Origin of the sequence: Raoultella sp. T31 (assembly GCF_002806725.1) — a bacterium.
Taxonomy (GTDB): Bacteria; Pseudomonadota; Gammaproteobacteria; order Enterobacterales; family Enterobacteriaceae; genus Klebsiella; species Klebsiella electrica.
Window position 1 is genome coordinate 104,473 of the sequence record NZ_PIBO01000003.1, and the last position, 13,446, is coordinate 117,918.

Below are 13,446 nucleotides of genomic sequence, written 5' to 3' on the forward strand. Positions count from 1 at the left end.
GGGAAACACAATGAAAAATAAACTGATTACCTTACAGGACGCCTCACGTTTCTTCCGTGACGGCATGACCATTATGGTTGGCGGCTTTATGGGGGTTGGCACCCCGCCCCGCCTTGTCGAAGCGTTACTTGAATCCGGCGTCAGAGATCTAACCGTCATTGCCAACGATACTGCATTCGTCGATACCGGCATTGGTCCACTGATCGTCAACGGCCGGGTAAGCAGAGTCATCGCCTCACATATCGGCACCAATCCCGAAACAGGACGCCGCATGATTGCCGGAGAGATGGAGGTTCAACTGGTTCCGCAGGGTACCCTTGTTGAACAAATCCGCTGCGGGGGCGCAGGGTTAGGAGGTTTCCTGACGCCGACCGGCGTCGGTACCGTAGTAGCGGAGGGGAAACAATCTCTCACTCTTGATAGCAAAGATTGGCTTCTGGAACGCCCTTTACGTGCGGATCTGGCGCTTATTCGCGCCCACCTCTCCGACACGACTGGCAACCTCACCTACCGGCTTAGCGCACGCAACTTTAACCCCCTTATTGCCCTCGCGGCAGACATCACGCTAGCGGAACCCGATGAACTGGTCGAAACAGGGGTTCTACTCCCTGATCAAGTTGTGACGCCTGGCGCCGTTATCGATCATATCGTCATGCCTCTGGAGAAATAATCATGGATGCTAAACAACGTATTGCGCGCCGGGTGGCGCAAGAACTACGCGATGGCGACATCGTTAACCTCGGAATTGGCTTGCCGACACTGGTCGCAAACTATCTTCCTGGCGATATCCATATCACCTTGCAATCAGAAAACGGCTTCCTCGGGCTTGGCCCGGTCACTACGGCCCATCCCGACCTGGTGAATGCCGGCGGCCAACCGTGCGGTATTTTACCCGGTGCTGCAATGTTCGACAGCGCCATGTCCTTCGCGCTGATCCGCGGTGGCCACGTTGATGCCTGCGTTCTCGGCGGGCTGCAGGTGGATGAGCAGGCCAACCTTGCCAACTGGGTCGTCCCTGGAAAAATGGTCCCAGGCATGGGGGGAGCGATGGATCTGGTCACCGGCGCGCGCAAGGTCATTATCGCAATGGAACACTGCGCGAAAGATGGTTCGGCGAAGATTCTCCGCCAATGTACGATGCCGCTTACTGCACGGCATGCTGTGCATATGCTGGTGACCGAGCTTGCAGTGTTCCGCTTTATTGACGGCAAGATGTGGCTCACCGAAATCATCGAAGGATGCGATATCGCTACTCTGCGGGCAAAAACCGAAGCGCATTTCGAGATTACCGCCAACCTGTTAATCCAACGGGGTGACGCATGATTGGCCGTATATCACGCTTCATGACGCGCGTCGTTAGCCGCTGGCTCCCCGATCCGTTAATCTTTGCCATGCTGTTAACCCTGTTAACCTTCGCTATTGCGCTCTGGCTGACGCCACAAACGCCAATAAGCATGGTGAAACTCTGGGGAGATGGTTTCTGGAATTTACTGGCGTTTGGTATGCAAATGGCGTTGATCATTGTCACCGGCCATGCTCTGGCAAGTTCCGGACCGGTGAAAAGCCTGTTGCGTACCACAGCTTCAGCGGCTAAGACGCCGGTTCAGGGCGTTATGCTGGTCACCTTCTTCGGCTCGGTTGCCTGCGTAATCAATTGGGGCTTTGGCCTGGTGGTCGGAGCAATGTTTGCTCGGGAAGTTGCCCGCCGGGTTCCTGGTTCTGACTATCCGCTGCTGATTGCCTGCGCTTATATTGGTTTTCTCACCTGGGGCGGAGGCTTCTCCGGCTCAATGCCTCTGCTGGCGGCCACACCTGGCAACCCGGTTGAACATATTGCAGGCTTAATCCCGGTTAGCGATACCCTGTTCACCGGATTCAACATCTTTATCACACTTGGGCTCATCGTGGTGATGCCGTTCATTACCCGAATGATGACGCCAAAACCGTCTGATGTGATCAGGATCGATCCAAGATTGCTGCAGGAAGAGGCCGATTTTCAGAAGAAACTGCCGCCTGATGCTCCGCCATCTGAACGACTGGAAGAAAGCCGCATCCTTGCTCTGCTCGTCGGCGTACTGGGTATTGCTTATCTGACCCTTTATTTCGTCGAGAAGGGATTTAACATCACCATCAACACCGTCAATCTGATGTTTATGATTGCTGGCCTGCTGCTACACAAAACGCCAATGGCCTATATGCGCGCCATTAGCGCAGCAGCGCGCAGCACTGCTGGAATTCTGGTGCAATTTCCTTTCTACGCCGGGATCCAACTGATGATGGAACACTCCGGCCTCGGCGGCCTCATTACCGAATTCTTCATTAACGTCGCTAACAAAGACACCTTCCCGGTGATGACCTTCTTTAGCTCAGCATTGATTAACTTTGCCGTCCCCTCCGGCGGCGGCCACTGGGTTATCCAGGGACCGTTTGTCATGCCTGCGGCCCAGGCGCTGGGAGCCAATCTCGGTAAATCGGTAATGGCAATCGCCTACGGCGAGCAGTGGATGAACATGGCACAACCCTTTTGGGCGTTACCCGCACTAGCCATCGCAGGACTGGGCGTTCGCGACATTATGGGCTACTGCATCACCGCACTGCTCTTCTCCGGAATTATTTTTGTCATTGGTTTGGCCTTGCTCTGACAGCAACTCTCATTTTAAGGAACAGAAGATGAAAAATTGTGTCATCGTCAGTGCGACACGCACTGCCATCGGCAGCTTTAATGGCGCACTCGCAACTACCAGCGCGATAGATCTTGGCGCAACCGTGATTAAGTCTGCTCTCGAACGCGCCCAACTCGATCCACAGCGCGTTGATGAAGTCATTATGGGGAATGTGCTTCAGGCCGGGCTTGGGCAAAATCCCGCTCGCCAGGCTCTGTTGAAAAGCGGTCTTGCCGAAACGGTCTGTGGTTTCACCGTGAACAAGGTTTGCGGCTCCGGTCTTAAAAGCGTCGCGCTTGCTGCCCAGGCTATTCAGGCTGGGCAGGCGCAGGCGATAATTGCTGGTGGTATGGAGAACATGAGCCTGGCGCCTTATCTGCTGAATGCGAAAGCCCGCTGGGGCTATCGTCTCGGCGATGCAGAGGTATCCGACGTTATTCTACGCGATGGTCTGCTCTGCTCCACGCACGGCTATCATATGGGGATCACTGCCGAAAATGTCGCCCGGGAGTATGGCATCAGCCGGGAGATGCAGGATGAACTTTCCCTACAATCGCAGCATAAAGCGGTCGCGGCTATTGAAAGCGGCGCCTTTCAGACGGAAATCATCCCCATCAACGTAATCTCGCGCAAGAAATCCGTTGTTTTTGATCGCGATGAGTTTCCCAAATCGGACACCACTATAGAGGGTCTTGCCGCATTACGTCCGGCCTTCGACAAGGCTGGAACGGTAACGGCAGGTAATGCTTCCGGTATCAATGACGGCGCGGCGGCACTGGTGGTAATGGAAGAATCTGCAGCGCTGGCAGCAGGGCTTAAACCCCTTGCCCGCATTAAAGCCTATGCCAGCGGCGGCGTCGCTCCGGCACTGATGGGCATGGGGCCGGTTCCCGCCACGAAAAAGGCACTGCAACAGAGTGGATTACAGCTCGCGGATATCGATCTGATTGAAGCCAATGAGGCGTTTGCGGCACAGTTCCTTGCCGTCGGGAAAACACTCGGCTTTGATCCGCAGAAAGTGAACGTCAACGGCGGTGCTATCGCGCTCGGACACCCTATTGGTGCCAGCGGCGCGCGGATTCTGGTCACGCTGCTTCATGCTCTGCAGGTGCGGGATAAAACACTGGGACTGGCCACGTTGTGCATTGGCGGTGGGCAGGGGATCGCCATGATAGTAGAAAGAGTGAATTAAAAAAAAGGGCCGGGGTATCTCCCGGCCCTTTTCGCACCACTAGCGCAGATTATTCTTCATCTTCGCCAGCGTCATCATCCGCGTCAGCGTCAGTTTCCGGCGCGATCTCGTCGTCGCCTTCCGCTACGCTGCCGTCGATGGCATCCAGCTCTTCATCATCAACCGGCTCGGCTACACGCTGCAGGCCCACGACGTTTTCATCTTCCGCGGTACGGATCAGAATAACGCCCTGCGTGTTACGACCAACGATGCTGACTTCCGAAACGCGCGTACGCACCAGCGTGCCCGCATCGGTGATCATCATTATCTGATCGCAATCATCAACCTGCACGGCGCCGACCACGGAACCGTTACGCTCGGTGACCTTAATCGAGATAACGCCCTGCGTGGCACGGGACTTCGTCGGATACTCTGCCGCCGCGGTACGTTTACCGTAACCATTCTGCGTGACGGTCAGGATAGCGCCTTCGCCGCGTGGGATGATCAGCGAAACCACTTTATCGTCACCCGCCAGCTTAATGCCGCGAACGCCGGTTGCGGTACGGCCCATGGCACGGACCGCGCTCTCTTTAAAGCGCACCACTTTACCCGCGGCAGAGAACAGCATCGCTTCATCATTCCCGTTCGTCAGGTCAACGCCAATCAGCTCGTCGCCTTCGTTCAGGTTCACCGCGATGATCCCGGCAGAACGCGGACGGCTGAACTCGGTCAGCGCGGTTTTCTTCACGGTACCGCTGGCGGTCGCCATAAAGACGTTCACGCCTTCTTCGTATTCGCGTACCGGCAGAATGGCGGTGATGCGTTCGTTAGCTTCCAGCGGCAGCAGGTTGACGATTGGACGCCCGCGCGCGCCACGGCTGGCTTCCGGCAGCTGATAGACCTTCATCCAGTACAGACGACCACGGCTGGAGAAGCAGAGGATCGTGTCATGGGTATTAGCCACCAGCAGGCGGTCGATAAAGTCTTCTTCTTTAATACGTGCGGCCGATTTACCTTTGCCGCCGCGACGCTGCGCCTCATAGTCGGTCAGCGGCTGATACTTCACATAGCCCTGGTGAGACAGGGTGACCACCACATCTTCCTGGTTGATCAGATCTTCGATGTTGATATCCGCGGTGTTGGTGGTGATTTCGGTACGACGCGGGTCGCCGAACTGTTCGCGCATGGCTTCCAGCTCTTCACGAATCACTTCCATCAGACGATCGGCGCTGCCCAGAATATGCAGCAGTTCAGCGATCTGTTCCAGCAGCTCTTTGTATTCATCAAGCAGTTTTTCATGCTCAAGGCCGGTCAGTTTCTGCAGACGCAGATCCAGGATAGCCTGCGCCTGCTGCTCGGTCAGATAGTATTGACCGTCGCGCACGCCGAACTCTGGCTCCAGCCACTCCGGACGCGCGGCATCATCACCGGCACGTTCCAGCATCGCCGCCACGTTGCCCAGATCCCAGGACCGCGCAATCAGACCCGCTTTCGCTTCCGCAGGCGTTGGCGCGCGGCGGATAAGCTCGATGATCGGGTCGATGTTGGCCAGCGCAATCGCCAGCGCTTCGAGGATATGCGCACGATCGCGGGCTTTACGCAGTTCGAAAATGGTACGACGCGTCACCACTTCACGGCGGTGGCGCACGAACGCAGAAAGAATATCTTTCAGATTCATGATCTTCGGCTGACCATGGTGCAGCGCAACCATGTTGATACCGAAGGAGACCTGCAGCTGCGTCTGGGAGTAGAGGTTGTTGAGAACCACTTCGCCCACCGCATCGCGTTTCACTTCAATCACGATACGCATCCCGTCTTTATCAGACTCATCACGCAGCGCGCTGATGCCTTCAACGCGTTTGTCTTTCACCAGCTCGGCAATTTTCTCGATCAGACGCGCTTTGTTCACCTGATACGGAATTTCGTGCACGATGATGGTTTCACGACCCGTTTTCGCATCGGTTTCCACCTCTGCGCGGGCGCGAATATAAATTTTGCCACGACCGGTGCGGTACGCTTCCTCAATACCACGACGACCATTAATAATGGCGGCGGTCGGGAAGTCCGGCCCCGGAATATGCTCCATCAGCCCTTCAACGGAGATATTTTCATCGTCGATATAGGCCAGGCAGCCGTTGATCACTTCCGTCAGGTTGTGCGGCGGAATGTTGGTTGCCATCCCGACGGCGATACCGGACGAACCGTTCACCAGCAGGTTAGGGATTTTCGTCGGCATGACGTCAGGGATACGTTCCGTGCCGTCATAGTTGTCGACAAAATCAACCGTCTCTTTTTCCAGGTCGGCCATCAGCTCGTGGGCGATTTTCGACATACGGATTTCCGTATAACGCATCGCTGCGGCGGAGTCGCCATCGACAGAACCGAAGTTACCCTGGCCATCGACCAGCATATAACGCAAGGAGAATGGCTGCGCCATACGTACAATGGTGTCATAAACGGCGGTATCACCATGAGGGTGGTATTTACCGATTACGTCACCCACGACACGGGCGGATTTTTTATAGGCTTTGTTCCAGTCATTGCCCAATACGTTCATGGCGTAAAGTACGCGACGGTGTACCGGTTTCAGGCCATCTCGGACATCCGGCAGCGCACGGCCAACAATGACCGACATCGCATAATCCAGATACGAGCTCTTAAGCTCTTCCTCAATGTTGACCGGTGTAATTTCTCTCGCAAGGTCGCTCATCTAACCGCTATCCCTCTACTGTATCCCGGATTCAAAGGTCGCAAATTATAACACAGCCGCGGTGATACGGGTAAATCTATACCCAATGAATTTCGCGCCGCCTCGTGGCGGCAAACACAGGCGCTCCGATTCGCGTCATCCGGTCGCGGCAAAAGGCGATGGGGATAGACGTTTATTCACGCCGGTCACCTGATATACTCGCCGGTCTGAACAGAAAAGGAGTCGAAGCGCCCATGAATGCCGAAAAACAGCCGGTGGCCCACAACGTTGATCATCATGAAATTGCTAAATTCGAAGCCGTCGCCTCGCGCTGGTGGGACTTAGAGGGTGAGTTCAAGCCCTTACATCGCATCAACCCGCTGCGCCTTGGCTATATTGCGGAGCGTTCTGGCGGCCTGTTTGGCAAAAAGGTCCTTGATGTTGGCTGCGGCGGCGGCATCCTTGCCGAGAGCATGGCGCGTGAAGGAGCAACGGTAACCGGGCTCGACATGGGTTTTGAACCGCTACAGGTGGCGAAACTGCACGCGCTGGAAAGCGGCGTTCAGGTCGACTATGTCCAGGAGACGGTAGAAGAACACGCGGCGAAGCACGCCGGCCAGTACGATGTGGTGACCTGCATGGAAATGCTGGAGCACGTTCCGGACCCGCAATCGGTGGTTCACGCCTGCGCACGACTGGTGAAGCCCGGCGGCCAGGTCTTCTTCTCGACCATTAACCGCAACGGTAAAGCGTGGCTGATGGCGGTGGTCGGCGCGGAGTACGTGATGAAAATGGTGCCTAAAGGCACTCATGACGTGAAAAAATTCATTAAGCCGGCGGAGCTGATAGGCTGGGTGGATCAGACTACTCTGAAAGAGCAGCATATTATCGGCCTGCACTACAATCCGCTGACCAACACCTTCAAGCTGGCGCCGGGCGTAGATGTTAACTATATGTTGCATACAACCGCGAAAAGCGCATAACCAGCGCAGTTTTTCATATGATGATGATCTGATGATTGCGCGGCATCAAGCCGCGTAATTTTTATATCCGTCGAAGAAATCAGCACTCGATCAAATTTTCATTTTTATTTTCCAGTTTATTGACATCTCCGCCAGGCCTTATACGACGTGGACTTCACGATTATTACGCTTACGCAACCTCAAATTAACGTCAAAATCAACCCTTGTACTCAAAAGAATCCTTACTAAAATACTCACCATATAGCGTTTCTTTTATCTACAACCCCCTACATATAGTATTTATCCACAGAGTTAGTCACAACGGCGTTCTGTGGATAAGCGGGGGATATTTTCTCTCACGGACAGGTATAATCCACATGAATCAGAGTCTGCTGGTGACAAAGCGTGACGGTAGCACCGAGCGCATTAATCTCGATAAAATCCATCGTGTACTGGATTGGGCGGCAGAAGGACTGAATAACGTTTCGATTTCTCAGGTAGAACTGCGCTCTCACATTCAGTTTTACGACGGCATCAAAACCGCCGATATCCACGAAACCATCATTAAGGCAGCCGCGGATCTGATCTCCCGCGATGCGCCGGATTATCAGTATCTCGCCGCGCGCCTGGCTATCTTCCATCTGCGTAAAAAAGCCTACGGTCAGTTTGAGCCGCCTGCGCTGTACGACCACGTCACGAAGATGGTGAAAAAAGGTAAATACGATACTCATCTGCTGGAAGACTACACGGAAGAAGAGTTCAAGCAGATGGATTCGTTCATTGTTCACGATCGCGATATGAGCTTCTCCTACGCTGCCGTTAAGCAGCTGGAAGGCAAATATCTGGTGCAGAACCGTGTGACCGGTGAAATTTATGAGAGCGCTCAGTTCCTCTACATTCTGGTTGCTGCCTGTCTGTTCTCCAACTATCCGCGCGAGACGCGTCTGGACTACATCAAGCGTTTCTACGATGCGGTCTCCACGTTTAAAATCTCGCTGCCGACGCCGATTATGTCCGGCGTGCGCACCCCAACGCGTCAGTTCAGTTCTTGCGTGCTGATCGAGTGCGGCGATAGCCTCGACTCCATCAACGCCACCTCCAGCGCTATCGTGAAATACGTTTCCCAGCGCGCGGGTATCGGCATTAACGCCGGTCGCATTCGTGCGCTGGGCAGCCCGATCCGCGGCGGCGAAGCGTTCCACACCGGCTGTATCCCGTTCTACAAGCACTTCCAGACCGCGGTGAAGTCCTGCTCGCAGGGCGGCGTACGCGGCGGTGCCGCCACGCTGTTCTACCCGATGTGGCACCTGGAAGTCGAAAGCCTGCTGGTGCTGAAAAACAACCGGGGTACCGACGCCAACCGCGTTCGCCACATGGACTACGGCGTACAGATCAACAAACTGATGTACACCCGTCTGCTGAAAGGTGAAGACATTACCCTGTTCAGCCCGTCCGACGTCCCGGGCCTGTACGATGCCTTCTTCGCCGATCAGGACGAATTCGAACGTCTGTACACCCTGTACGAAAAAGACGACAGCATTCGCAAGCAGCGCATCAAAGCGGTTGAGCTGTTCTCACTGATGATGCAGGAACGTGCCTCCACCGGTCGTATCTACATCCAGAACGTTGACCACTGCAACACCCACAGCCCGTTTGACCCGGTTGTCGCGCCGGTTCGCCAGTCCAACCTGTGTCTGGAAATCGCGCTGCCGACCAAACCGCTGGATGACGTTAACGACGAAAACGGTGAAATCGCGCTGTGTACGCTGTCGGCCTTTAACCTGGGCGCCATTGAGAGCCTCGACGAACTGGAAGAGCTGGCGGTACTGGCGGTACGTGCGCTGGATGCGCTGCTGGATTATCAGGACTACCCGATTCTGGCGGCGAAACGCGGCGCAATGGGCCGTCGTACCCTGGGTATCGGCGTGATCAACTTCGCCTACTACCTGGCGAAGCACGGTAAACGCTACTCCGACGGCAGCGCCAACAACCTGACGCATAAAACCTTTGAAGCGATTCAGTACTACCTACTGAAAGCGTCAAACGAGCTGGCCATTGAACAGGGCGCGTGCCCGTGGTTCAACGAGACCACCTATGCTCAGGGCGTGCTGCCGATCGATACCTATAAAAAAGATCTCGATGCCATCGTCAACGAGCCGCTGCACTACGACTGGGAAGCGCTGCGCGAATCCATTAAAGAGCACGGCCTGCGTAACTCTACGCTCTCTGCGCTGATGCCGTCAGAGACCTCTTCGCAGATCTCCAACGCCACTAATGGTATTGAGCCGCCGCGCGGACATGTCAGCATTAAAGCCTCGAAAGACGGCATTCTGCGTCAGGTGGTACCGGACTACGAAAAACTGCAGGACAGCTACGAGCTGCTGTGGGAAATGCCGAACAATGACGGCTACCTGCAGCTGGTGGGCATCATGCAGAAGTTTATCGACCAGTCGATTTCGGCCAACACCAACTATGACCCGACGCGTTTCCAGTCTGGAAAAGTGCCGATGCAGCAACTGCTGAAAGACTTGCTCAATGCCTATAAATTCGGCGTAAAAACTCTGTACTATCACAACACCCGTGATGGCGCGGAAGATGCCCAGGACGATCTGGCGCCGTCCATCCAGGACGATGGCTGCGAAAGCGGCGCATGTAAGATTTGATAATATTGCCCGGCGGCGCGTTGCTCGCCGGGCCTACGGTCTATTGTAGGCCGGGTTAGCGAAGCGCCACCCGGCATATAATTCCAGGACAGGATCCCCACTCATGGCATACACCACTTTTTCACAGACGAAAAACGATCAACTGCTTGAGCCGATGTTTTTTGGCCAGTCGGTTAACGTCGCCCGTTACGATCAGCAAAAATATGACATCTTCGAAAAGCTGATCGAAAAACAGCTCTCCTTCTTCTGGCGCCCGGAAGAAGTTGACGTCTCCCGCGATCGTATCGACTACCAGGCGCTGCCGGACCACGAAAAACATATCTTCATCAGCAACCTGAAGTATCAGACGCTGCTGGACTCTATTCAGGGCCGTAGCCCGAACGTCGCCCTGCTGCCGCTGATTTCGATTCCGGAACTGGAAACCTGGGTGGAAACCTGGGCATTCTCCGAGACGATTCACTCGCGCTCCTATACCCATATCATCCGGAATATCGTGAACGACCCGGCGATGGTCTTCGACGATATCGTCACCAACGAGCAAATCCAGAAACGTGCGGAAGGTATCTCCCACTACTACGACACGCTGATCGAGCTGACCAGCTACTGGCACCTGCTGGGTGAAGGCACGCACACCGTCAACGGGAAAACCATCACCGTTAACCTGCGCGAGCTGAAAAAGAAACTCTACCTGTGCCTGATGAGCGTCAACGCGCTGGAAGCGATTCGCTTCTACGTGAGCTTCGCCTGCTCCTTTGCTTTCGCCGAGCGTAAACTGATGGAAGGCAACGCCAAAATCATCCGCCTGATCGCCCGCGACGAAGCGCTGCACCTGACCGGCACCCAGCACATGCTGAATCTGCTGCGCTCCGGCGTCGACGACCCGGAAATGGCGGAAATTGCCGAAGAGTGTAAGCAGGAGTGCTACGATCTGTTCGTGCTGGCGGCACAGCAGGAAAAAGAGTGGGCGGATTACCTGTTCCGTGACGGTTCGATGATCGGCCTGAACAAAGATATTCTCTGCCAGTACGTGGAATACATCACCAATATCCGCATGCAGGCGGTGGGTCTCGATCTGCCCTTCCAGACCCGCTCCAACCCGATTCCGTGGATCAACACCTGGCTGGTGTCCGATAACGTGCAGGTTGCGCCGCAGGAAGTGGAAGTCAGCTCCTACCTGGTTGGCCAGATCGACGCCGAAGTCGATGCCGACGATCTGAGCAACTTCCAGCTCTGATGAAACGCATTTTCCTGAAGATTTCTGACACTCGCCTTGAGTGTCAGGATGAACACCCTTCCCTGCTGGCTGCCCTGGAATCACATAATATCGACGTGGAGTATCAGTGCCGCGCCGGCTATTGTGGTTCCTGTCGCACGCGGCTGGTTTCCGGCCAGGTTGACTGGCTGACCGAGCCGCTGGCATTCATCCAGCCGGGAGAGGTTTTGCCCTGCTGCTGCCGGGCGAAAGGCGATATAGAAATCGAGATGTAGTTTTGTCGGGTGGCGCTTCGCTTACCCGACCTACCAAACCGCAGTTCGTAGTTTGTAGGCCAGGTAAGCCACAGTCGCTTGTAGGCCGGGTAAGGCGTAGCCGCCACCCGGCGATTTCAACGTTTATCCTGCAAAAAACTCACCGCCTTATCCGGGATATACGGGTGCACCACCAGTTCGTCGGCCAGGTAGTCACAGTAGCCTGTAGGCCGGGTAAGGCGTAGCCGCCACCCGGCGATTTCAGCGTTTATCCTGCAAAAAACTCACCGCTTTATCCGGGATATACGGGTGCACCACCAGTTCGTCGGCCAGGTAGTCACAGTAGCCTGTAGGCCGGGTAAGGCGTAGCCGCCACCCGGCGATTTCAGCGTTTATCCTGCAAAAAACTCACCGCTTTATCCGGGATATACGGGTGCACCACCAGTTCGTCGGCCAGGTAGTCACAGTAGCCTGTAGGCCGGGTAAGGCGTAGCCGCCACCCGGCGATTTCAGCGTTTATCCTGCAAAAAACTCACCGCTTTATCCGGGATATACGGGTGCACCACCAGTTCGTCGGCCAGGTAGTCACAGTAGCCTGTAGGCCGGGTAAGGCGTAGCCGCCACCCGGCGATTTCAGCGTTTATCCTGCAAAAAACTCACCGCTTTATCCGGGATATACGGCTGCACCACCAGTTCGTCGGCCGGGTAGTCACAGTAGCCTGTAGGCCGGGTAAGGCGTAGCCGCCACCCGGCGATTTCAACGTTTATCCTGCAAAAAACTCACCGCCTTATCCGGGAAATCGGTAAACAGCCCATCGACGTCGGCCTTGTTGTACAGCAGGTCAAACAGCTGATTCACATCGGTGACATAATCAGGCAGCTTGTCTGCACGCACGGTATACGGGTGCACCACCAGACGCTGGCGATGCGCCTCCTTTACCATCGCCGTTAACGTCACGTGGCCCGGCGTTGAACCTCCCGCCACCAGCATAGGGTAGTCCGGACCAATCCCGTCGGCATATTGCGCAATCTGCTTCATCGCGCCGGGCTTAAACATCCAGTCATAGCTGTAGTTAACCCATTGACCGTCCGCCTGACGTTGCCGGGTTTCGTGCCAGTCGGTGTAAGCGATCAGCTGCACCAGCTTCAGGTCCATCCCCATCTTCGGCTCCAGCTCATACTTAATCCGCTTGAGCTCGTTAGCATCAAAGCACTGCAGATAGACCTTATCCTGCTTGCGGGTGTACCCGTATTTCTTCAGCACCTGCAGGACGCTGACGGCGATATCCTTGCCTTCCTGATGGTGGAACCACGGCGCCTTAATTTCCGGGTAGATCCCGATATTTTTCCCCGTTGAGTGGTTCAGCCCCTGAACGAACTCGATCTCCTCTTCAAAAGTATGAATACGGAAGTCCGATTTCCCCATCGGGAAGCGACCGGGGAAGGTCTGTATATTCTTGCCGTCCTTCGGCTCGAAGCCTTCGCTGAACCGCAGCGATTTTATCTCCGCCAGCGTAAAATCGATGGCGTAGAAGCGGCCATCCGGCCGCGCACGCTGCGGGAAACGTTCCGCGACATCGGTCACCCGATCGAGATAGTGGTCATGGAGCACCACCAGCCGATCGTCTTTAGTCATCACCAGATCCTGCTCAAGATAGTCGGCGCCCTGCGCGTAGGCCATCGCCTTTGCCGGCAGCGTATGCTCCGGCAGATAGCCGCTGGCGCCACGGTGGGCGATGACCAGCTTATCCGCGGCGGAGGCGGAAAAGCTCAGAGTCGAACCGGCCAGTAAAATTCCCGTCATTAGCGTCGTGACTACCGTTTTCATGCG

At 55.5% G+C, this 13,446-nt stretch carries 10 protein-coding genes; 8 read left to right on the forward strand and 2 right to left on the reverse strand.

Annotation, left to right across the window (positions count from 1 at the left end; translation table 11 throughout):
- The first annotated feature begins 10 nt into the window (after positions 1–10).
- From atoD to CWM52_RS03120, 4 genes are read left to right on the forward strand one after another with little or no spacing between them, the layout of a single operon-like run.
- Complete coding sequence (atoD, locus tag CWM52_RS03105) at positions 11–670, forward strand: acetate CoA-transferase subunit alpha (protein WP_100682747.1); 660 nt, start codon at positions 11–13, stop codon at positions 668–670.
- Between the two features lie 2 nt (positions 671–672).
- Positions 673–1,323 (forward strand): 3-oxoacid CoA-transferase subunit B, encoded by a 651-nt coding sequence (locus tag CWM52_RS03110; RefSeq protein WP_100682748.1) that lies wholly within the window; start codon positions 673–675, stop codon positions 1,321–1,323.
- Positions 1,320–2,642, forward strand: a complete 1,323-nt coding sequence (locus CWM52_RS03115) for a TIGR00366 family protein (protein WP_100682749.1) — start codon at positions 1,320–1,322, stop codon at positions 2,640–2,642. The genes CWM52_RS03110 and CWM52_RS03115 overlap by 4 nt, the downstream gene beginning before the upstream one ends.
- Before the next feature lie 28 nt (positions 2,643–2,670).
- Complete coding sequence (locus tag CWM52_RS03120) at positions 2,671–3,855, forward strand: acetyl-CoA C-acetyltransferase (protein ID WP_100682750.1); 1,185 nt, start codon at positions 2,671–2,673, stop codon at positions 3,853–3,855.
- Positions 3,856–3,904: 49 nt separating this feature from the next.
- Here CWM52_RS03120 and gyrA read toward each other — a convergent pair whose 3' ends face one another.
- A complete protein-coding gene (gene gyrA / locus CWM52_RS03125) occupies positions 3,905–6,544 on the reverse strand; it encodes a DNA topoisomerase (ATP-hydrolyzing) subunit A (RefSeq protein WP_100682751.1) in 2,640 nt (879 codons plus the stop codon).
- 233 nt (positions 6,545–6,777) lie between these two features.
- Between gyrA and ubiG the strand changes: the two genes are divergently transcribed.
- The 4 genes from ubiG (at position 6,778) to yfaE (ending at position 11,636) form a co-directional block, all read left to right on the forward strand.
- A complete protein-coding gene (gene ubiG, locus CWM52_RS03130; protein ID WP_100682752.1) occupies positions 6,778–7,506 on the forward strand; it encodes a bifunctional 2-polyprenyl-6-hydroxyphenol methylase/3-demethylubiquinol 3-O-methyltransferase UbiG in 729 nt (242 codons plus the stop codon).
- 356 nt (positions 7,507–7,862) lie between these two features.
- Entirely contained in the window at positions 7,863–10,148 is a 2,286-nt protein-coding gene (gene nrdA, locus CWM52_RS03140) for a class 1a ribonucleoside-diphosphate reductase subunit alpha (RefSeq protein WP_100682753.1), read from the forward strand.
- A 103-nt stretch (positions 10,149–10,251) separates the two neighbouring features.
- A complete protein-coding gene (gene nrdB, locus CWM52_RS03145; RefSeq protein WP_100682754.1) occupies positions 10,252–11,382 on the forward strand; it encodes a class Ia ribonucleoside-diphosphate reductase subunit beta in 1,131 nt (376 codons plus the stop codon).
- Positions 11,382–11,636, forward strand: coding sequence for a class I ribonucleotide reductase maintenance protein YfaE (gene yfaE / locus CWM52_RS03150; protein ID WP_100682755.1), 255 nt, complete (start codon positions 11,382–11,384; stop codon positions 11,634–11,636). The genes nrdB and yfaE overlap by 1 nt, the downstream gene beginning before the upstream one ends.
- A 736-nt stretch (positions 11,637–12,372) precedes the next feature.
- On the opposite strand, the gene glpQ is transcribed toward yfaE, so the two are convergent.
- On the reverse strand, positions 12,373–13,443 hold the full coding sequence (gene glpQ, locus CWM52_RS03155; protein WP_100682756.1) for a glycerophosphodiester phosphodiesterase: 1,071 nt from the start codon (positions 13,441–13,443) through the stop codon (positions 12,373–12,375).
- Between the last annotated feature and the right edge of the window lie 3 nt (positions 13,444–13,446).

Excerpts from the sequence above, each read along its gene's own strand:
- atoD (WP_100682747.1), top strand. The coding sequence starts at position 11 with ATGAAAAATAAACTGATTACCTTACAGGACGCCTCACGTTTCTTCCGT.
- CWM52_RS03110 (WP_100682748.1), top strand. The coding sequence starts at position 673 with ATGGATGCTAAACAACGTATTGCGCGCCGGGTGGCGCAAGAACTACGC.
- CWM52_RS03115 (WP_100682749.1), top strand. The coding sequence starts at position 1,320 with ATGATTGGCCGTATATCACGCTTCATGACGCGCGTCGTTAGCCGCTGG.
- CWM52_RS03120 (WP_100682750.1), top strand. The coding sequence starts at position 2,671 with ATGAAAAATTGTGTCATCGTCAGTGCGACACGCACTGCCATCGGCAGC.
- gyrA (WP_100682751.1), bottom strand. The coding sequence starts at position 6,544 with ATGAGCGACCTTGCGAGAGAAATTACACCGGTCAACATTGAGGAAGAG.
- ubiG (WP_100682752.1), top strand. The coding sequence starts at position 6,778 with ATGAATGCCGAAAAACAGCCGGTGGCCCACAACGTTGATCATCATGAA.
- nrdA (WP_100682753.1), top strand. The coding sequence starts at position 7,863 with ATGAATCAGAGTCTGCTGGTGACAAAGCGTGACGGTAGCACCGAGCGC.
- nrdB (WP_100682754.1), top strand. The coding sequence starts at position 10,252 with ATGGCATACACCACTTTTTCACAGACGAAAAACGATCAACTGCTTGAG.
- yfaE (WP_100682755.1), top strand. The coding sequence starts at position 11,382 with ATGAAACGCATTTTCCTGAAGATTTCTGACACTCGCCTTGAGTGTCAG.
- glpQ (WP_100682756.1), bottom strand. The coding sequence starts at position 13,443 with ATGAAAACGGTAGTCACGACGCTAATGACGGGAATTTTACTGGCCGGT.